The 19,743-nt window shown below is 71.1% G+C and carries 21 protein-coding genes; 11 read left to right on the plus strand and 10 right to left on the minus strand.

Features of this window, described 5'->3' with window-relative positions:
• Positions 1–4: 4 nt before the first annotated feature.
• The 7 genes from ACYQ77_RS29230 to ACYQ77_RS29260 are packed head-to-tail and all read left to right on the plus strand — an operon-like array spanning position 5 to position 6,615.
• Entirely contained in the window at positions 5–2,884 is a 2,880-nt protein-coding gene (locus ACYQ77_RS29230; protein ID WP_459716805.1) for an MGH1-like glycoside hydrolase domain-containing protein, read from the plus strand.
• A gap of 44 nt (positions 2,885–2,928) precedes the next feature.
• Positions 2,929–3,402 (plus strand): YbaB/EbfC family nucleoid-associated protein, encoded by a 474-nt coding sequence (locus ACYQ77_RS29235; protein ID WP_459716806.1) that lies wholly within the window; start codon positions 2,929–2,931, stop codon positions 3,400–3,402.
• Positions 3,403–3,416: 14 nt separating this feature from the next.
• Positions 3,417–3,728 (plus strand): type VII secretion target, encoded by a 312-nt coding sequence (locus ACYQ77_RS29240; RefSeq protein ID WP_459716808.1) that lies wholly within the window; start codon positions 3,417–3,419, stop codon positions 3,726–3,728.
• Positions 3,718–4,689, plus strand: a complete 972-nt coding sequence (locus tag ACYQ77_RS29245; protein WP_459716809.1) for a hypothetical protein — start codon at positions 3,718–3,720, stop codon at positions 4,687–4,689. Before ACYQ77_RS29240 ends, ACYQ77_RS29245 begins: the two co-directional genes overlap by 11 nt.
• A gap of 12 nt (positions 4,690–4,701) precedes the next feature.
• Positions 4,702–5,136 (plus strand): hypothetical protein, encoded by a 435-nt coding sequence (locus tag ACYQ77_RS29250; RefSeq protein ID WP_459716810.1) that lies wholly within the window; start codon positions 4,702–4,704, stop codon positions 5,134–5,136.
• Positions 5,137–5,148: 12 nt separating this feature from the next.
• On the plus strand, positions 5,149–5,625 hold the full coding sequence (locus tag ACYQ77_RS29255) for a gluconokinase (RefSeq protein WP_459716812.1): 477 nt from the start codon (positions 5,149–5,151) through the stop codon (positions 5,623–5,625).
• A 12-nt stretch (positions 5,626–5,637) separates the two neighbouring features.
• The gene (locus ACYQ77_RS29260) at positions 5,638–6,615 is read left to right on the plus strand and encodes an o-succinylbenzoate synthase (RefSeq protein WP_459716813.1); all 978 of its coding nucleotides are present in this window, start codon (positions 5,638–5,640) and stop codon (positions 6,613–6,615) included.
• Position 6,616: 1 nt separating this feature from the next.
• Here the strand turns inward: ACYQ77_RS29260 and mgrA are convergent, their stop codons facing one another.
• The gene (gene mgrA, locus ACYQ77_RS29265; RefSeq protein WP_459716814.1) at positions 6,617–7,660 is read right to left on the minus strand and encodes an L-glyceraldehyde 3-phosphate reductase; all 1,044 of its coding nucleotides are present in this window, start codon (positions 7,658–7,660) and stop codon (positions 6,617–6,619) included.
• A 40-nt stretch (positions 7,661–7,700) separates the two neighbouring features.
• On the opposite strand from mgrA, the gene ACYQ77_RS29270 reads away from it, so the two are divergent.
• Positions 7,701–8,279 carry a DUF1361 domain-containing protein gene (locus ACYQ77_RS29270; RefSeq protein ID WP_459716816.1) on the plus strand — a complete coding sequence of 193 codons (579 nt, stop codon included), beginning with the start codon at positions 7,701–7,703 and terminating at the stop codon, positions 8,277–8,279.
• A 9-nt stretch (positions 8,280–8,288) separates the two neighbouring features.
• Here ACYQ77_RS29270 and ACYQ77_RS29275 read toward each other — a convergent pair whose 3' ends face one another.
• The 4 genes from ACYQ77_RS29275 to ACYQ77_RS29290 form a co-directional block, all read right to left on the minus strand.
• Positions 8,289–9,500: a hypothetical protein gene (locus tag ACYQ77_RS29275; protein WP_459716818.1), complete on the minus strand. Its 1,212-nt coding sequence runs from the start codon at positions 9,498–9,500 to the stop codon at positions 8,289–8,291.
• 8 nt (positions 9,501–9,508) lie between these two features.
• Positions 9,509–10,147 (minus strand): DUF3558 domain-containing protein, encoded by a 639-nt coding sequence (locus tag ACYQ77_RS29280; protein ID WP_459717038.1) that lies wholly within the window; start codon positions 10,145–10,147, stop codon positions 9,509–9,511.
• Between the two features lie 20 nt (positions 10,148–10,167).
• Positions 10,168–10,539: a hypothetical protein gene (locus tag ACYQ77_RS29285; protein ID WP_459716819.1), complete on the minus strand. Its 372-nt coding sequence runs from the start codon at positions 10,537–10,539 to the stop codon at positions 10,168–10,170.
• A 191-nt stretch (positions 10,540–10,730) separates the two neighbouring features.
• Positions 10,731–11,156: a DUF6319 family protein gene (locus ACYQ77_RS29290; protein ID WP_459716820.1), complete on the minus strand. Its 426-nt coding sequence runs from the start codon at positions 11,154–11,156 to the stop codon at positions 10,731–10,733.
• 145 nt (positions 11,157–11,301) lie between these two features.
• Here ACYQ77_RS29290 and ACYQ77_RS29295 point away from each other — a divergent pair, with 145 nt between their 5' ends.
• On the plus strand, positions 11,302–12,234 hold the full coding sequence (locus tag ACYQ77_RS29295; RefSeq protein ID WP_459716822.1) for a hypothetical protein: 933 nt from the start codon (positions 11,302–11,304) through the stop codon (positions 12,232–12,234).
• On the opposite strand, the gene ACYQ77_RS29300 is transcribed toward ACYQ77_RS29295, so the two are convergent.
• From ACYQ77_RS29300 to ACYQ77_RS29310, 3 genes are read right to left on the minus strand one after another with little or no spacing between them, the layout of a single operon-like run.
• Positions 12,231–12,869 (minus strand): LysE family translocator, encoded by a 639-nt coding sequence (locus ACYQ77_RS29300; RefSeq protein ID WP_459717040.1) that lies wholly within the window; start codon positions 12,867–12,869, stop codon positions 12,231–12,233. The genes ACYQ77_RS29295 and ACYQ77_RS29300 overlap by 4 nt on opposite strands.
• A 13-nt stretch (positions 12,870–12,882) precedes the next feature.
• Positions 12,883–13,536 (minus strand): DUF998 domain-containing protein, encoded by a 654-nt coding sequence (locus ACYQ77_RS29305; RefSeq protein ID WP_459716823.1) that lies wholly within the window; start codon positions 13,534–13,536, stop codon positions 12,883–12,885.
• A gap of 51 nt (positions 13,537–13,587) precedes the next feature.
• On the minus strand, positions 13,588–14,346 hold the full coding sequence (locus ACYQ77_RS29310; RefSeq protein ID WP_459716825.1) for a TetR/AcrR family transcriptional regulator: 759 nt from the start codon (positions 14,344–14,346) through the stop codon (positions 13,588–13,590).
• Positions 14,347–14,451: 105 nt separating this feature from the next.
• Here ACYQ77_RS29310 and ACYQ77_RS29315 point away from each other — a divergent pair, with 105 nt between their 5' ends.
• Together ACYQ77_RS29315 and ACYQ77_RS29320 are read left to right on the plus strand one after the other, a co-directional pair.
• Positions 14,452–15,408, plus strand: coding sequence for an ATP-binding cassette domain-containing protein (locus tag ACYQ77_RS29315; RefSeq protein ID WP_459716826.1), 957 nt, complete (start codon positions 14,452–14,454; stop codon positions 15,406–15,408).
• Positions 15,401–16,177, plus strand: coding sequence for an ABC transporter permease (locus tag ACYQ77_RS29320; protein ID WP_459716827.1), 777 nt, complete (start codon positions 15,401–15,403; stop codon positions 16,175–16,177). The genes ACYQ77_RS29315 and ACYQ77_RS29320 overlap by 8 nt, the downstream gene beginning before the upstream one ends.
• A 41-nt stretch (positions 16,178–16,218) precedes the next feature.
• Here the strand turns inward: ACYQ77_RS29320 and ACYQ77_RS29325 are convergent, their stop codons facing one another.
• The gene (locus tag ACYQ77_RS29325; protein ID WP_459716829.1) at positions 16,219–16,971 is read right to left on the minus strand and encodes an NPP1 family protein; all 753 of its coding nucleotides are present in this window, start codon (positions 16,969–16,971) and stop codon (positions 16,219–16,221) included.
• 201 nt (positions 16,972–17,172) lie between these two features.
• On the minus strand, positions 17,173–19,716 hold the full coding sequence (locus tag ACYQ77_RS29330) for a glucosidase family protein (RefSeq protein ID WP_459716830.1): 2,544 nt from the start codon (positions 19,714–19,716) through the stop codon (positions 17,173–17,175).
• Between the last annotated feature and the right edge of the window lie 27 nt (positions 19,717–19,743).

Consider the following 19,743-nt stretch of genomic DNA (forward strand, 5'->3'; position numbering starts at 1 on the left):
TCACATGCGCCGGGCCGCTGTCCTGCTCGTGGCGGTGCTGGTGACGACGCTCGCGCCGGCCGTGGTTCCCGCCACGGCCGGCGCGGCGCCGTCCGGGCACGGCACGTCGTTCCTCGACCACCGCGCGCTCCTCGGTGACCTCGCGGAACCCGAGTGGTACGAGGCGAACATCCCGTTCCTCGACGTGCCGGACCAGCAGCTGCGGGACGTGTACCACTACCGGTGGAGCACGTACAAGCGGCACCTGCGCTACACCGATCGCACGAACGGTTACGTCATCACGGAGTTCCACAACCCGCCCGGCTACTCGGCGCCGCTGGGCGGGATCGTGGCGGCGGCCGGGCACCACATCGCGGAGGGCCGCTGGCTGCGCGACCGCGGCCCCGTCGACGACTACCTGCGGTACTGGCTGCGGGGTCCTGGCGCGAGCGAGAAGCCGCGCGAGGACTACGTCAACGAGGACACCGACGACTGGGCGCACCAGTACGCGTTCTGGGCGGCTTCCGCCGCGTACCAGCGCTACCTGGTGACCGGGGACCGCGCGTCGGTGGTCGTGTTGCTGCCGGACCTGGTGCGGCAGTACGACAAGTGGGCGCCCCAGTTCGACCCGCGGCTCGGGCTGTACTGGTCGGTGCCGGTGTGGGACGCCATGGAGTACACGGCGTCGGCGTACGAGACCGACCCCGCCGACCCCTACCACGGCGGCCACGGCTACCGGCCGACGCTGAACGCCTACCAGTACGGCGACGCACGCGCCATCGCGGCGATCGCGCGGCTGGCGGGCGATCCCGTGCTGGCGCGCCGCTTCGACGCCCGGGCCGGCGCCCTGTCGGACGCCGTGCACAGGCACCTGTGGGGCGGGGACTTCTTCCACCACAAGGCACGCGCGGACCTCGACCCGTCGGAGTCGCTCGTCGCCGACCGCGAGCAGATCGGGTACGTCCCGTGGATGTTCGGCATGGACCGGCCGTCGGACGACGTGGCCTGGTCGTTCCTCACCGACCCGCTCGGGTTCGCGGCGCCGTACGGGCCGACCACGGTGGAACGGCGTTCGCGGTGGTTCATGCACGACGCGCTGACCGGCTGTTGCCGGTGGAACGGCCCGAGCTGGCCGTTCGCCACGTCGCAGACGTTGACCGGGCTGGCGAACCTGCTGAACGCGCGGCCGCAGCCGTACGTGTCCCGCGACGACTACTACGCACTGCTGCGTGGTTATGCGTTGACGCAGTACAAGAACGGGCGGCCGTACGTCGCGGAAGCGCACCACCCCGACGAGGACCGGTGGATCTACGACGGGCGCGGGCACAGCGAGCACTACAACCACTCCACGTTCACCGACCTGGTGATCAACGGGCTGATCGGGGTGCGGCCGGGTGACCCGCTGGTGGTCAACCCGCTCGTGCCGCGCGACTGGGACTGGTTCGCGCTGGAGAACGTGCCCTACCGCGGGCACGACGTCACCGTGCTGTGGGACCGGGACGGGTCGCGGTACGGGCAGGGCGCGGGGCTGCGGGTGTACGTGGACGGTCGCCTGGCGCGGTCCCGTGGCTCCCTGGGCGCGCTGTCGGTACCGGTCGCCACCCGGCCCGTGGTCCAGCCCGCCGAGGTGAACGACGCGTCGAACCCTTCCGGCACCGGCTATCCACGTCCGTTCGCGTCGTACACGAACGCGATCGACGACGCGTGGGACGTGCTGGACGGCCGGATCTACTACGACGACATCCCGCACAGCAGGTGGACGAACTACAACTCCCCCAACGCGTCCGACCACCTCGGCGTCGACTTCGGGGTGCCGACACCCGTGCGGGACGTGCGGATGTACCTGTACGACGACGGCGGCGGGGTGCGTACACCCGCGTCGTACGACCTGGAGTACTGGACGGGCACGCAGTGGCGGGTCGTGCCGGGCCAGCAACGCAGCCCGCTTGCGGGGAACACGGAAAACCGCGTCATGTTCCCCGTGCTGACGACGACCCGGCTGCGCGTCACGTTCGAGAACCCGCCGGGCGCGAAGGTCGGCGTGACGGAACTGGGCGCGTGGTCACCGTCGTCCCCGTCGCTGACGCTGACGGACACGACGACGACGTACACGAACGGCACCGGCCGGGTGGTCGAGGACGTCCGCGTGACGCTCGCCGTGCCCCCGGGCTGGCGGGCAACCCCGCTCACCCCGGCCACGGCCGCCCGTCTGCGGCCAGGCGCCCGGCTCGTCACGCGGTGGGCGGTCACCCCGCCGCCCGGAATCGCGCCCGGCGACTATCCGATCCGCGCGTTCACGGCGACGACGGCCGGCGAGTACGGCGTGTACCGCGTCCCGTTCGACCCGGCGAACTACCCGGTGGTGGACCTGGCGGAGCTGTCGTCTTTCACGGCACACCAACCGTTCCCTGGCGAGGCGGTGCCCGCGCTGACCGTGGCGGACGGCCTGACCGCCACCGGCACGTCGCCGTACTTCGCGCTGGTGTCGTCCGGCGTTGCCCCGTCCTCGCCGCACGCGGTGTCGGTGCTGACCGTGGGCTCGTTCGCGAACACGGGCGCGCCGGAGGACAGCGTGTTCGTCGGGTGGGTGAAGGACAAGGACAACTACGTCACCGCCTGGTACAACAACACGCGCACGTCGTCGGGCCTCAACGTCCGGGTGAACGGCCGGTTCCTGGACACCCCGGGCGACGCGGCCGTGACCCTGGCGCCCGGCGACCGGTTCGCGCTGCTCCACCACGAGGGCACGATCACGTCGTACGCCATGAGCGGTGGAACATGGCGTTCATTACGTTCGACATCGATCGGTGACGCTCTTACTCCCGACCATCACTACGGGCTGGGCGTCCGCGCGTCGAACGGCACACTGACGGTCGACAATCTCACCGGCCTGGGTGATGCGTAACGACCCAGCCACTCGCGGTGACCTGGTGCGTTAGCCTTCGAAACATGGCAAACCCGTTCGACGGCCTCGACCCGGACACCGTGCTGGAGCAGCTGCGCAAGCAGGCGGAGGACCTGGAGACCAAGGCCGCCCGGCTACGCACCGAACTGAACAACGCGACCGCGACGACCGTGTCCCCGGACGGCGCCGTGACGGTCACCCTGTCGCCGACGGGTGCGCTGCAGGACATCACGTTCGGGGCCGCCGCGTCGAAGGTCCCACCGGAGAAGCTCGGCCCGCTCGTCATGCAGACCGTGCACGCCGCGCAGCGCAAGGTCTCCGAACGCGTCACCGCGTCGCTGACCGGCCAACTGGGCGACTCCGGGGCACTGGACTTCATCACCCAGTTCATGCCCAAGCCCGAACCACCCCCCACCCGCCCCACCCCAGCCGAGGACGAGGACGGCGCCATCCTCCGCAAACGCAAGGGCGGCAGACCCCACCCGGGCCACGACACCAGCGGCGGCCTGCTGCGCTGAGAGGAGACGGCACGATGAACGACGGCATCCAGGTCGTCCCCGAGGAGCTGGAGACGTTCGCGAGCGGGATGCACCAACGCGGCGAGGAGATCGCCGGGCTGGCGAGCACGGTCAAGGGCATCGACCTCGGCGTCACCTCGCTCGGCCTGCTGGCACAGGCGTTCGCCAGCAACGCCATCGAGTCGACGGTCGAGACCGGCGAAGGCATTCGCCTCCTCGGCCTGCACATGAGCAGCGACGCCACCTACACCAACGACGCCGCGGCCTCGTACCGCAACGAGGACCACACGCACGCCGACCGTTTCGGGAGCCCGGATGTTCACTGACATGAACACGAGCGGCGCCGGCCTGGTCGACGCACTCGCCGAGCTGGCCGGGGCGATCGGCGACGAGAACAGCAACGGGCTGGACGGTGCGCTCGGCATCGGCAACGTGCTGATCGAAGGCCTGGGGGTCATCGCCAACCCCCTGGACGCGCTGGCCACATCGGCGATCGCCTGGATCATCGACCACGTCTCGATCCTGCGGTGGCCGCTGGACGTCACCATCGGCGATCCCCGCGTGGTGGCGTCGACCGTCGCGACGCTCAACGACACGGCGCTCGCGCTCGACCGGCTCGCTGCCGAGCAGAGCAGCGCGATCACCAGGGACGTGCCCACCTACGTGTCGGGCAACACCCGGTCGTCGATCGCGTTCTCGAACCACATGCGGTTCCGGGCCACCCAGCTCCACGGCGCGAGCCTGGCCTGTGTCGGGGCGGCACAGGCCATCGCGATGGGCGGCACGCGCATCGCAGCGGTGCGCTCCGCCATCCGCGACCTCATCGCGGAGTACGTGTGGAACCTGCTCCAGCTCGCCGCGGAGCGGCTGCCGATGGGCTTCCTCACCGCAGGGGCCGCGATCGCGGACTTCTGTGCCCGTGCCATGTCCTGGGCGGCCAAGCTGATCGACAACATCGGTGGCATGCTGCGGAAGCTGCTGGACGCCCTGGCCGACATCGGCAAGCAGGTCAAGCAGATCGCCACGACCGTCACCAAGCTGGTGAGTCCTGTGCTGAGCGGCACCAAGTGGGTGCCCAGCCCCGGGCTGATCCCCCGGATGGCGGTGGGCTGGGCCACCGAGGCGGCGAAGGTCGACAGCACCGAGCAGGCGACGTCCGACCGGTCAGCGGCGGGCCAGGAACGGGTCGGCCAACTGCACACCGAGGAAGACGACCGACAGGACAACCCACCGCTCGGGCCGACCCGTGAGGCCGACTGGTGGACCAGAAAAGGCGACCTGTACTGACGAGGGGGACTCATGACGGGCAATCCGCGGCACCACGACCGCGCGCGGAAACTGCTGCTGACCGCGGTCATCGCGCCGGCGCTCGTGTTCGGTGTGGTCACCGTCGCCATGGCGGCGGTGACGCGGAACACCCAGAGCATGCTGATCTCGGCCGGTACCGCTGTGGCGCTCGGCGGTGTCGGTGCGTGGATCTGGTGGGGGACGCGCTCAAAGCCACACCTGTGGCCGTCCGCGGTGTCCTTCACCGGCTGGTTCGGCGCCGTGGTCTTCGTGATGATGGCCTCGGGGTCGGGGATCGACGACGAGCTCGAGTGGTCCGAGACGCCGTTCTACGTCGCGGTCGCGGTGGTCGCGGCAGGGCTGGCGCTCCTCGGCTGGTTACCCGCGCGGCGTGCCGCCCAGCTGGTGCTCGCCGACCTGGACCGAGCCGCCGTCGCAGAAGACTGACACCATGTGCACATGCCGCTCGTTGTGGTGATGGGAGTCACCGGATCCGGGAAGAGCACCGTCGGTACCGCGCTCGCGGAGCGGATGGGGGTGCCGTTCGCGGACGCGGACGACTTCCACTCGCCGGAGAACGTGGCCAAGATGCGGTCCGGGGTGCCGTTGACCGACGTTGATCGGCGGCCGTGGCTCCTCGCGATCGGAACCTGGCTGGCCGAGCACGAACGGGGCGCGGTCGTCACCTGTTCGGCGCTCAAACGCGCCTACCGGGACACGCTCCGCGAGGCCGCGCCCGACATCACCTTCCTGCACCTGCACGGCGACAAGGACACGGTCCGCAAGCGGGTCGCGGCACGCACCGGGCACTTCATGCCCGAGTCCCTGGTCGACTCGCAGTACGCCGACCTCGAGCCGCTCGGGGCGGACGAGCGCGGCGTCGTCGTGGACTTCGCGCTGCCGGTCGATGTCATCGTGGACCGGTTCCTGGAGTAGCTTCGAGGCCTGATGAAGACCATGATCGATTTCGAGCAGGCCCGGGTGTACGCGATCCCGATGGTGACGCGGTTCCGCGGCATCGACGTGCGCGAGGGCATGCTCATCGAAGGGCCCGCCGGGTGGGGCGACTTCTGCGCCTTCCCCGAGTACGACGACCGCGAGGCCGCCTCCTGGCTGACCACCGCCATCGAGGCGTGCACCGTCGGCTGGCCGGACCCGGTCCGCGGCCGCATCCCGGTCAACGCGACCGTGCCCGCCGTCGCACCGGAGGTGGCGCACCGGATGGTGGCCACGTCCGGCTGCCACACGGTGAAGGTCAAGGTCGCGGACGGGTCGTTGGCCGACGACGTCGCACGGCTCGAGGCCGTCCGGGACGCGCTGCCGGACGGGCGGATCCGCGTCGACGCGAACGGGGCGTGGGACGTCGACACCGCCGTCGACGCGATCCCCCGGCTGGACCGGGCCGCGGGCGGGCTCGAATACGTCGAGCAGCCCTGCGCCACCGTCGACGAGCTGGCCCAGGTGCGGCGGAAGGTCGACGTGCGGATCGCCGCCGACGAGTCGATCCGGCGGGCCGACGACCCGATGAAGGTCGCGCTCGCCGGGGCCGCCGACATCGCCGTCATCAAGTGCACGCCACTCGGCGGGGTGCGCAGGGCGCTGCGGGTCGCGGAGGCGTGCGGGCTGCCGTGCGTGGTGTCCTCGGCACTGGAGACCTCCGTGGGCCTCAGTGCCGGGCTCGCGCTGGCCGGGGCGCTGCCGGACCTGGACTTCGCGTGCGGCCTCGGCACGCTGTCGCTGCTGGAAGGTGACGTGGTCGGCCCGGCCCGCGCGCTCACCCCCGTCGACGGGTACCTGCCGGTCGCGCCGGTCACCCCGACCCCCGACCCGGCCCTGCTCGACCGCTACGAACTGACCGACCCCGCCCGCGTGCGGTGGTGGCGGGACCGGCTCGCGCGCCTGGTCGAACAGGGCCGGGTGGTCTGACCTACTCGGCGCTGGAACCGGCCCACAGGTTGATGCCGCTCTCCACCGCGTACTTGTCGATCTCGGCCAGCTCCGAGTCGGTGAACTCCAGCGCGGACAGCGCACCCAGGTTGTCGTCGAGCTGCTGGACACTGGACGCGCCGATCAGCGTGGACGTCATGCGCGGGTCGCGCAGCGTCCACGCCAGCGCCAGCTGCGCCAGCGACTGGCCACGCGACTTCGCGATCTCGTTGAGCGCGCGGATGCGGCCCAGGTTCTCCTCGGAGAGCATCGACTGCGACAGCGAACCGTCGCGCGCGGCGCGGGAGTCGGCCGGGATCCCGTCGAGGTAGCGGCTGGTCAGCATGCCCTGCGCGAGCGGCGAGAACCCGATGCAGCCCACGCCCAGCTCACCGAGCGCGTCCAGCAGGTCGGGCTCGATCCACCGGTTCAGCATCGAGTACGACGGCTGGTGGATCAGCAGCCGCACGCCCATGCCGGCGAGCAGGGCGTGCGCCTCGCGCGTCTTCGCGGCCGAGTACGAGGAGATGCCGACGTAGAGGGCCTTGCCCTGCTGCACCGCGGACGCGAGCGCGCCCATGGTCTCCTCGAGCGGGGTGTCCGGGTCGTAGCGGTGCGAGTAGAAGATGTCGACGTAGTCCAGGCCCATGCGGGACAGGCTCTGGTCCAGGCTCGCCAGCACGTACTTGCGGGAGCCGCCGCCCTGGCCGTAGGGACCGGGCCACATGTCGTAGCCGGCCTTCGTGGAGATGATCAGCTCGTCGCGGTAGGGGCGGAAGTCCTGCGCCATGAGCGTGCCGAAGTTGGCTTCCGCCGACCCGTACGGCGGGCCGTAGTTGTTGGCCAGGTCGAAGTGCGTGACCCCGCGGTCGAACGCGCGGCGCAGAATCGCGCGGCACTGCTCGAGGGGCACCTCGGTGCCGAAGTTCTGCCACAACCCGAGCGAGATCGCGGGCAGGCGCAGGCCGCTGTCGCCGGTGCGCCGGTAGGACATCGCGTCGTCGTAGCGGTCGTCCGCTGCCTGGTAGGCGGGCGGAATGGTCATCTCGGTCTCCTCGGGGGCGCGTCGCGGGTACCGTGATGTTATGTCCGCGCTGGTGGCGAACGCCGGATGGATGGGGTGGAACGCGTTCCTCGCCCTGGTGCCGCTCGTGCTCGCGAGGTTCCTGTTCGGACACCGGGAACGCCCCCGCTGGCTGCTCATGTCCGGCGGTGCCGCGTTCGTCGCGTTCCTGCCCAACGCGCCGTACGTGCTGACGGACGTCCTGCACCTGCCGCGCGACCTGCACTACGTCGACGGCTGGGTCGCGGGCGGTCTGCTCGCGCAGTACCTGACGCTGTTCGCGATCGGGTTCGTGGCGTACGTGCTGTCGCTGGTCCGCTTGGAACGGTGGCTGGCCGACCACGGCGTGTCCCGTCGTGCCGTGCTGTTCACGGACCTGTCACTGCACGCCCTGTGCGCGGTGGGCATCGTGCTGGGGCGGGTGTTCCGCTTCAACTCGTGGGACCTGGTGACGAACCCGGGCGGTCTGCTGGACGTGGTCCGCGTGCCCCAGCCCCGCACGGTGCTGGTGCTGTTCGTACTGTTCGCGGTACTCGCAGGCGGCGCGGCACTGGCACGCGCGCTGCCCGCGATCATGGACCGCGCCGTCCGCCTCGGCTGACCGCGCTGGTCAGTCGTCCTCGTACTCGTCGTCCCCGATGACCTGCGGCGCGGTCAGGACGTCACTGCCGAACGTGCCCTCGGGGTCGGCTTCGATGAGGACCTTGCGCTTGTGCTCCTCGTCGTCGTCCTTGTTGCGGCCCGTGCCCACGGGCGCACCGAAGGGTCCGGCACCGGCCCCACGCCCGGCGGCCGCGAGCCCACGTCGAGCCGCCGCCTCTTCAGCGGCCAGGGCCCCGGCGCCGGCACCGAGACCGGGCGCGAGCCCAGGTCCGCGCCCAGGCGCACCCGGCCCGCCGACGCCCGGTCCGCGGACGCCGGGTGGGTTGCCGCTCCCCGGTCCGCCGCCTCGACCGCCCGGCCCACCAGGACCGCCTGCCGTGCCCCCGGGGCCACCCCGGACGACACCACCCGGTCCGCGGCCTGGTGCGGCGTTCCCACCGGGCCAACCGACCGGCGGCGCGGCGGTGGGAGGCAACTGCGCAGCGGGCGGCAGCGGGTACGAACCGGGCGCACCACCACCAGGCACAGGCCGAACGTCACCGGGCGCAGGCCGGACATCGCTGGGCGCGGTCTCGTACCCGGGCGGCCGGTGCCAGGTGGCGTCGCCTGCGGGCGCGGAGTAGTTGCCAGGTCCAGGTCCAGGTCCAGGTCCCGTTCCGGGCCCGGTCTCGCGACGCGGTGCCGCGTCGATGCTGTCGCCGGTGTCGGCGGGCGTCACCGAGATGCCGCCCCCGGTGTGGTTGGTGCTGGCGAACTGCTGGGGCAGGTAGGTCTCGTTGTGGTTGCTGGCGTTGTCGTACCCCTCGAAGACGCGGATGTTGTGCTGCGCCTTCTGCTGGTACTCGCGCGTCTGCGCGTCGGTGTCGACCTCGAACGGCACGAGCTGCTCGAGCAACTCGGTCGCGGGCTCCGGCGGCATGGGCTCAACACTGGCGGCGGCCCGGTGAAAGGACCCGGCCTGCCGATCAAGCAGATCCTGCGCGAGGTAGAGGTACTCCGCCCCCTCGGCGGCGTGCTGCGCCAACGGCCGCGCAGCCCCATGAGCCCCGTCGGCGGCGCTCCCCTGCCACCCGCTCTCGATGGTCGCCATGAGCCGCCGGATCCGCTTCTCCCGCGCCTGCTCAGCAGCAGCCTCTTCCCGGGAAATCCCTTGAGCGGCCTGCAGCGTCTCCGACCCCGGGCCGGTGGTCAGCTCGTCATAGATCTGCTGAGGCGTCATCCAGAAACTCATTGCGCCGCCTTCATCGTCTGCAGAACTTTGCCCGCCACCATCGCTGCCGTGTCACACGGATCTTTCTTGCCCACGTTCTTCGAGGACAGGTGCAATACGATCTCGAAAGCGATCTCGTCGGAGGTGCCGATCACAACGGAACACTCGCCGTCCTTCCGGTAGTCCAGCACACCGTACGCAACGGCCGGATACCCCTCGACCGGATCCATCGGCTCGAAGAACGCCAGCTTTCCATCTTCTTCCGCCCGGTAGATGGCGCTCACGCCGCGGGGGTTCTCATCCAGGGAAGCGACCTCGACGAGCGCGCCTCGATCCGCCCTACCGCGGAACTCGCACGCCATGCCGAGCCCACCGTCCCGCAACAACCCTGGCGAGCCGACGTTCAACGCGTCGGTCTGGGTAGTGGTCAGCGCTCGACATGGGTCCTGCTGAAATTGCTCCGTGTCCAGCGGATCCCTCACCGCCGGAGCGCCCGCGTACGGGAGAGCGTCTTCCCCGGCGCCACCACTCTCGGTCGACGTCGTCGTGGTGCTCGTATCGCTCGTCGGCCGCTCCGGCACCGGCTGCGGGCTTCCCTCGCTCGTGCTCGTGCACCCACCCGCAACGAAGACCACTAACAACACAGACGGCCACATCGACGTACGGACGCGCACGACTAGATCTCCTGCCCCGAGCTGACGGAGGTGGAGCCCGTTGTCTTGTACAGTTCCTCGACATTGCGGTGTTCCACGCCGAGATAGTCGTCCAGCGCGTTCTGGTACAGCTGCGCCTGATCGATGCAGTACTTCTCGTTCTGCTTCAGATAGGCCAGGTATGCGGTGCCGTAAGAATTGGCCGCGTTAGCCACCCCCGCGCTGGCGAAATCCAATCCTGGCCCCTCGACAATGGTCAACCGCTGGGAGTTCTGGAACGAACGGTCGTAGTCGTCGGCGAGGGCGAGCCACTCTTTGATCAGTTCACCCAACGTGACCTCGTCGTAGGAGAAGCCGCCTGTGGTGATCGTGCCTTCGGTGTTGCCGCTGACCACGCCTCGAATGGTGGTGCCACGACGTAGTTCGCCAGCCATCGGTCCCCCCGTTCGCTGTCGGACAGTGAACGCCTGTGCGTGTGCAGTAGTAGAGACTACGACAGGGCCGCAGACCGGCAGGACGGAATCGAACGACATCTACACGAAAGGCGCGCCCACGACACGCGGGCGCGCCTTCGCGACGAAGCGGGTCAGCCGTCCTGGAGGTCGGCGAGGGCTTGCTTGACCTTGGACAGTTCGGCCTCGAGTTCGGCGAGGCGGGCCTGGTGTTGCTGGCGGGCGACGTCCAGCACGGACTCGATGGCCTTGGAGATGTCCTCGTGCAGTTCGGCGGCTGCTCGGGAGACCGCCGCGGCCGGGATCTGCAGGCCCTGGACCACCCGGCTGCCGGAGTGCGACAGGTCGGCCTGCCACTCGCCCTCCATGGTGCCGGTCACCGTCAGCGTCAGCTCTACCGTGCGGGTCTTGCGGGCCGTGCTCGCCTTGCGGCCGCGCTTGGCGGGCTGCTCCGGCGCCGGCTCCTGGGCGACAGCCTGCTCCGGCGCGGCGGGCGCCGCGGCGGGGTCTGGCTGCACGGTCTCGGCCTCGGCCGGGGCCTCGCTCGTTGGGGACACCATCACGCTCCTTCGTCACGGGACACACCGTGGGAGAACGAATATTAGAACACGCGTTCGCCTCGCGCATCCGCGGTGGGTTCGGGAACCTCCGCGCGCATCATCGCGTCTGTGCGTCGTGGCGAAAGTGCGGGTCGGGCTGTGTGTGATGGCGGCCGCCCTGGTATTGGCGGGGTGCACGGCCGGGGTCGACGGCAGGCCCGTGCCCGGCGACGACGAGCCGTTGACCTCGGCGGCGCTGGGTGAGCTGACCACCGTCGACCCGTGCAGCCTCACCGGGCCCGGCGCGTTCGACGGGTTCGGGTCGGCGCGGATGCCGGGCATGCCGACCTTCGACGACTGCCGGGTGACCGTGGCGGTCGACGGCGGGCACGCGCACGTCTGGGTGGGCCTGCTGCGTGACTCGGCGACCCTGCGGGACGGGATGACCACCGTCGACCGGCCCGGCCGGGGCACCACGATCAGCAGCCTCGACGGCACCTGCGCCGCCGCGCTCGTGCTCGCCGACGGGGTCGCGCTGACCGCGTCGGCCGAGCCCGCGTACGGCTCCGCCCCGGACGAGTACACGCTCTGCGGGCTCACCGAGGGCGCCCTGCGCGGCGCCTACCGGGTGCTCGACGGCGGCCGCGTCGACCACTGGGTGCCGCCGGTCAGCTCGCTCGCCGTCCTCGACGCCTGCGACGTGGTGATGATCCGCCACGTCCAGGCCGCGCTCGACCTGGACACCGTCGACGAGTCACCGTTCCCCGCGGGGCACCGGTGCCGCTGGGGCGACCCGGACGGCGACCCGCCGGGCGTGGACGTCGAGTTCCGGGTCGCCGAGTCGCCCGCCGGCGCCGACGTGCCCGCCGGGACCGGCGCCGAGCTGGTCGGCGGCCGTGGGACGTGGCTGGTCGAACAGTCCGACGGCGACTGGGTGACCTGCACGGCCGTCACCCCGCACGTCGAGTTCGCGCCCGGCTCGGGCACCCACGAGTACGCGCTGCTCCGCGTGGTCACGGCGCCGCGGCGGGGCCGCGACGTGTGCGCCGCCGCGAGGACGCTCGCCGAACGGGTCTGGCCCGAACTGCCGCAGCTCTAGTCCTTGCGGCCGGTGACCGCGATCGTCGCGCCGAGGCCGATCATCATCAGGCCGCCGGCGCCGCCGACCAGCTCCAGCCTGCGCGGGGACCGGGAGAACCACGCCCGCGCGGTCGCCGCCAGCAGGGCCCACACGCTGTCGAGCACCAGCGCGATCACCGGGAACAGCGCGCCGAGCACCAGCATCTGCAGCGGCACGCCACCCGCGGCGGGATCGGTGAACTGCGGCAGTGCCACCACGAAGAACACGATCGACTTCGGGTTGGCGACGCCGACGACGATCCCGTCGCGCAGGGCGCGCCGCGACGGGAGCACCGCCGGGATGCCCTCCGCCAGCGCCTCGGTGACCTTGCGGCGGTGCCGGATCGCCTGCACGCCCAGGTAGACGAGGTACGCGGCGCCGACGAGCTTGATCACGGTGAACACGGCCGCCGACCGCTCCACGACCACGCCGATGCCGATGGCGACGGCCACGACCTGCAGGTACACGCCGATCGCGTTGCCCGCCACGGTGAGCAGCGCCTCGCGGCGGCCGACGGTCAGCGCGCGGCCGATGGTGAACAGCACGCTCGGCCCCGGCACGGCGACGACCACCACCGACAGCAGGGCGAACGCGAGTACGTGGCTGAGCGACATCACGTCGCCGAGGTTAGACCGGGGCCAGGACCACGTCGCGTGGTTTTGCGGCACGCACGAGCCCCAGCGCGAGCACGAGGATCGCGGCGACCGCGGTCAGCGCCATGGCCCGCTCAACCAGCCCGAGTGGCACGAACCGCCACCACGGTCCGTAGCCCATGCCCATGCGGACCACCCCGACGAGGATCAACCCGAACCACCCGAGTGACACGGTGGCAAACCCGCGTGCCGCCCAGCGCCACGCCGACCGGTCCGGGAACACCTTGTGGGCGATCAGGAGCACGGCCAGCGGCAGCGACACGAACCCGACGACGCTCGCGTAGCGGTGGATGGTGCCGCCGATGCTGGGCCCGACCGTCCAGTCGGTCTTCGTGAACGCCACGACCACGAGCAGGCTCGCGGTCCACAGCGCGCCGAGCACGACGGCGCCGGAATAGGGGCGCACCCGCCCGTGGCGGACCACCGCGGCGAACCCCAGCGCCGAGCCGAGCGCGATCAGCAGCACCGCGAGGTCGAACACCCACTTGTTGGGCCCGAGCGCGTACTCGGACAGCGTCCTGCGGACCACGTTGATCTCGTTCGTCGGCGGCACGACGTGCAGCGACAGCATCAGGACGATGCCGAGCAGGAGCGTCACGACGCTGGCCAGCGCGCTTCTGGAGGGCATGGCTCCGAGGCTAACCGCGGAACATGAGAAGAACGTGAGAAGACAAATCGGTCATCCGCGGGTGCGGATGAGCGCCTCGATGCCGTCCAGCACGCGTTCGAGCCCGAACCGGAAGTCGTAGTCGAGGTCGTCGAACCCCTCGTCCTCGTCGAAGGTGCCCGCGTCGACCACGGCGTGCAACGCGGGGTACTCCTCGGCCGGGGTCAGCTTCTTGATCAGCTCGCCGTAGCGGGGCATGACGCGGGCCATGGTGGGGTCCTCGTTGCCGACGGCCTCGGTCAGGTCGCTGTTGAGCGTCGCGAAGCTGCGGGTGAAGCTCGTGATCAGCAGGATCGCCGACAGCTTCTCGTCCTCCCGCAGCCCGGTGCCGCCGAGCGCGCGCAGGCCCTGCTCCATGAACCACAGCTGGTTGGGCATGATCGGCGGGCCGGACACCGGGATGCGCAGGATCCACGGGAACCTGCGGTACGCGGCCAGTTCGACCTCGGCCCACCGGTTGAGCCGCGCGCGCCACGTGCCCTCGGCGGGCACCTCGACGTCGACCTTGCCGAACGCGCCGTCGATCATCAGCGCGAGCAGCTCGTCCTTCGACGCGACGTAGCGGTAGAGCGACATGGCCGACGCGCCCAGCTCCTTCGCGACCCGGCCCATGGACACCCCGCCGATGCCCTCGGTGTTCGCGACGTGCACGCCCGCGTCGACGATCTGCTCCAGCGACAGCCCGCGCTTGGGGCCCTTGGTCGGCCGGTCGCGCACGCCCCAGGCCAGCTCGAAGCTCGCGGGGAGCCCGGTCTCCGTCTCGTCGCTCATCAACCCTGACCCAACTCAGGGACATCCCTGATGTCACTGTTTATGCCATACGCAGTACAGTTTATGTCGTACGCAGTAAGCCCGCCGAACTTCCAGGGGGAACCCATGCCCGGCGAACCAGCGATCGAGGCTACCGGCCTCACGAAGTCCTACGGCCCGGTGCGGGTACTCACCGGTGTCGACCTGCACGTGCCGCGCGGCAGCGTCTTCTCGCTGCTCGGCCCCAACGGCGCCGGCAAGACCACGACCGTGCGCATCCTGACCACGCTGACCAGCCCCGACGACGGCCAGGCCAGGGTCGCGGGCCACGACGTCGTCCGCGAGCGGGCGCTGGTGCGCCGCAGCATCAGCCTCACCGGCCAGGACACCGCGCTCGACGAGCTGCAGACCGGCGCGGAGAACCTGCGGATGATGGGCAGGCTCGCCCGCCTGTCGCGCCGCGCGGCCGCGGCCCGCGCCGGCGAGCTGCTCGAACGGTTCGACCTCGTCGAGGCGGGCACCCGCCGCGTCGGCACGTACTCCGGCGGCATGCGCAGGCGCCTCGACCTGGCCGCGAGCCTGATCGTGCCACCCGCGGTGATCTTCCTCGACGAGCCGACGACCGGGCTGGACCCGCGCAGCCGCGCGGCGATGTGGGACGTGATCGTCGACCTCACGCGCACCGGTGTGACGGTCTTCCTCACCACGCAGTACCTCGAGGAGGCCGACAAGCTGGCCGACCGGATCGCGCTCGTCGACGGTGGCCGCGTCGTCGCCGAGGGCACCGCGGCGCAGCTGAAGCAGCAGGTGTCGGGGCACCGGCTGGACCTCACGCTCACCGGCCCGGCCGCGTTCGACGCGCTGACGGCCCACCTCGGCGACCGTGCGCTGCTGCCCGACCGCGCCCGCCACACGCTGTCGGTCGCGACCGACGGCAGCGCGGGCCACGTCCGCGCACTGCTCGACGAACTCGATCCCGCCCGCACCGCGGTGGCGCGCTTCGCCGTGCACTCCGCGACCCTCGACGACGTGTTCCTGGCGCTGACCGGGCACGTCACCACGAAGGAGCCCGCCGTTGTCTGACCTCGCCGTCCGCCCCGCCTCGCCGCTCGGCGACCTCGGGGCGATGGTCCGCCGCGCGACCACCCTGACCCTCCGCAACGGCGACGCGCTGCTCACGTCGCTCGCGCTGCCGATCATGCTGATGCTGCTGTTCGTCTACCTGTTCGGCGGCGCGATCGACACCGGCACCGAGTACGTGACCTACGTGGTGCCGGGCGTGATCATGCTGTGCGCGTCGTTCGGCGCCTCGCTCACCGCGGTCGCGGTCACGAACGACATGACGAACGGGATCATGGACCGCTTCCGGTCGATGGACGTCCGCGGCGTGTCCGTGCTCGGCGGGCACGTCGCCGCGAGCACCGTGCGGAACCTGGTGTCGACCGTGCTGGTGCTCGGAGTCGCGTTCCTGATCGGCTTCCGCCCGTCGGCGTCCCTCGTGGACTGGCTGGCGACCGCGGGCCTGCTGGTGGTGGCGGTCCTGGCGCTGTCGTGGGCGTCCGCGGCGGTCGGCCTGCTCGCGAAGACCCCGGAGGCGGCGAGCGGGTTCACGTTCTTCGTGATGTTCCTGCCGTACCCGAGCAGCGCGTTCGTGCCGGTGGAGACCATGCCGTCGTGGATCCACGGGTTCGCCGACAACCAGCCCTTCACGCCGCTGATCGAGGCGCTGCGCGGGTTCCTGCTCGGCACGCCGGTCGGGAACAGCGCGTGGGTCGCGCTCGCCTGGTGCGCCGGCATCCTCGCGGTGTCGGTCGCGGCGACCGGGTACCTGTTCCGGCGCCGCACGGCGTGAGGTGGGAAGGGGGGCGGACCAGGGGGCCGCCCCCCTTCCGCTCACGCGTAGGGGTTGAAGGGGATCCCGGCAGGCTTGGCCTTCGCGAGGTTGCCCGCGAAGGCGCTGTCCTTGATCGCGAGGCTCGCGCTGCCGAAGTCGGCGGCGACGAGGCGGTCGCGGATGCCCGCCGGGTAGTTGTCCCAGCTGACGAGGTCCGGGTACTGCCAGGTGCCGTAGTGGTTCTCCGGCACCTCCGTCTTGCCTGCCAGGCGGAAGCAGTGCGTGGACAGGCCGTCCTTGTGGTAGATGACCTTCGCGTGCGTGCCCTCCCAGCCGACCTGGTCACGCGGGTAGGTCGAGTAGTCGCCGTGCGCGGACACCGACACGTACTGCGCCTGGTCGTTCTGCACCCAGATCACGACGTGCTCGATGTCGTGGCGGTGGCCGCAGCAGTCCCAGCCCGGCACGGCCTGGTCCTTCTCGAAGTACAGGTCGTACAGGTAGGCACACCAGCCGTTGTCGCACTTGCTGCGCGAGTACGAGTTGGTGTTGTCCAGGTCGGACTGGTCGTGGCAGTTGCCGTTGAGCGCGCCGGAGTTGTTCAACCCGGGCGCGATGGTGCCGTCCGGGCCGATGGCAGGGGTCGGGTAACAGCCGTCGCCGTCGTAGTCGAAGGCGGGCTGCCACTTCCCGTCGGCGGCGGCGTGGCTCGCGGGCAGCGCCCGGGGCGGGTCCGCCCACGCGACGCCGGGGACGAGGATGGTGAGCAGGGTGGCGGTCACGGCGACGAACGCCGCTCTTCTTCCACGCATCGCAGGGCCCTCTCCATTGATCGCGGGAATGACGCCATCAACGTAAGCGGGCGTGATCAGCGCGGGTCAACCGCCGAAGGTCGCAATGGTGACCGTTCGCGCACGGTCCGTCGACCGCGAGGACAGCCGACAAACCCGGCCACGGCACGACGCACCGGCCCCACCTCCGCGAGCGGATCGCGGCGGTGGGGCCGGGCGGCACTACCGGTAGGTCACGGTCAGGCTGCCGGAGCCGCGCACGTCCGCGCGAACCTCGGCGCCCCTGGTCGTCGGCACGACCTCGAACGCGACCCGCTTGCCGTTGTACGTCACCGAGACCGGCTGCTTCCCGGACGGCAGGACCGCGCCCACCGTCAGGTCGGCGCGCACCTTGTCGAGCCGCACGGTCGTGGTCAGGCGGTTGCCGGACGACGACGCCGACACGTCCACCGAACCGTGCTTGCCCAGCCGGATGTGCTTGCCGGCCACGGACTTCTGCCCGGGCGGCAGCTGCGGCACCACCGACAGCTCACCCGTGCCCAGCGACGGGGACACGCCCAGCCACTGGTGCACGACCGGCCACAGCGTCCCGTACGTGCCCCACGCCTGCAGCGACATGGAACGGTCGTAGAACGGCCGGTCGATGTTCGCCACGAAGTCCGGGGACGGGGCCACCTCGGGCATGGCGCCCGGGGTCTCCCACACGCTCGGGTCGAGCTGGATGCGGACGTTGCCGTCGATGTACGGCTGCTGCTGCGCGAGCCGGCCGAAGTTGCCCTCCGCCACCGCCATCACGGCGGTGTTGAGCGAGTACGTCGACCGCTCGCTCTTCACCGTCGACACGACGCTGTCGCACGACGGGCCCGGGTTGCCCTCCGGCGCGGACGTCGGGCCGGTACCGGTGTGGTAGAGCCCGAACTCGCCCGTGTAGCACGGCTTCTCCCGCTGTGCCAACGCGACCGGGCCGTGCGCCGGCGACGCGAGCGCGTTGCCGCCGGGCAGCTCGATCTCCATCGGCGTGACACCGGTCCAGTGCCGCTGGAAGACCGGGCGGTTGTCGTTCGCGGGGTCGGCCGGGTCGTCGATGGACTCGGCGTAGCCGTTCGCGTCACCGCCCGCCCACCAGACCGCCTCGAACTGGGCCTGGAGCGCGGACGCCTTGCCGGTGGCCCAGGCGGCCGTCGCCGTGTCGCCCTTCGACGTGGCCATGTCGGCAAGGTCGAGCAGGCCGCGGATGTAGTACGCGGTGCTGTCCAGCTTCTCCACGCCCATGCCGGAACGCTCGACGTTGCCGAGGCCCTCCAGCCAGCCGTCGCCGTCCTCGTCGAGGTTGGCGTCGACGTAGCGCAGGTTGCGGACGGTGAAGTCGTACAGGTCGTCGCGGAAGCGGTTGTCGCCCGTCCACCGCCACACCAGCGCGACCGCGCTCGGGAACTTCACCGTCTCGTCGGTGTTGCCCGCGTCGTCGTTCGCGCCGAAGTACACGTCGCCGGTGGAGACGACCTCGTGGACCAGCTTGCCGCTGCCCTCGTTGATTACCTCGCTGACGTCCCGCAGCGCCCGCAGGTGCGCCTTGATCGGCTCGAACTGCCCGGCCGCCACGGCCGCGAACGACGTGTACTCGCCGTCGGTGCCGAAGAGCCACGGGTAGTCCGGGAACCCGGCGCCGAACCAGCGGGCCTCGGCCAGCGTGCCGGCCGGCGCGGGGTACGCCCTGCCCTCGTCGGTGTCGCGCAGCGCCAGGTCGTGCGCCTCCTGCACGGAGTCGGCCAGGTTCTGCTTGCTCCACTCGACGCTCTGCTGCAGCGCCCGGTCACCGGGCAGGTCGACGACCGTGTTGCGCGCCAGCGCACGGCGGCTGTCCACCTTGGACCGCAGGGCGGCGACCGGGTTCCGCGACGCCTTCGCGTACTCCGACCGCGCCGAGGACAGGCCCTTGTCGGAGCCCGCGACCGTGAACCAGACGGTGGTGGCCCTGCCGGGCTTGAGGTCGACGGAGTAGTCGAGCCGCCCGCCGGTGCCCTTGCCGAACGCGGAGTCGTCGCAACGGGGCGGCGCCGTGCCGTCGGCCGGGCACACCACGGCCGGGTCCTGCGGACCGCGGTGGTCGGGGCCGAGCTCGTGGCCCACCGGCCGGGCCGACGACCCGACGACCGCCGCGTAGTCGTGGCCGCCGCCGGTCTCCCGGAATCGCAGCGTGCCGTCGGCGTAGGAACCGGTGTCCGGCAGGTTCGCCTGGCCCGCGTTCGGGGTGGTCCAGCCCCACGGGTAGGCGGGCATCAGCTCGGAGTGCGCGTCCATCGCGAGGTCCACGGTCCGTGCCGTGTCGCTGCGGAACGTCAGGCCGATCACGTTGGCCCGCACCCCGTCGGGTGCGAAGTCGACCCGGTCGACGGACAGCCCGGCCGGTGCGTACGCGAACCGGTGGTAGCCCCACCCGGTCGTGTACTCCTCGGCTGGGGTGTCCGCCCCGAGCCACGCGCCGTCGACGGCGAACCAGATGCCGTCGAGCAGCTTCACGGGCGGCGTCCACACGCCACCCATCTCACCGCGGATGTGCCAGCCGCTCGCCGGGTACAACCCGTTCGCGTCGCCCATCGCGATGGTGCGGTCACCTGTCACCAGTGCCCGCCGGTCGGCCAGTCTCGTCGTCTCGGACAGCTCGGCGAGGTGGCGCCCTTCGAACGCACCACCCGCCAAACCGCCGCTCGATCTGTCCTCCGCGCTGGCCGGTACCGCCAGCGCGGTTGCGACGAGTGCCAACACGGAGCCGAGTAAGACCGGCCGTTTCCT

It is taken from the genome of Actinophytocola sp. KF-1 (assembly GCF_054661535.1).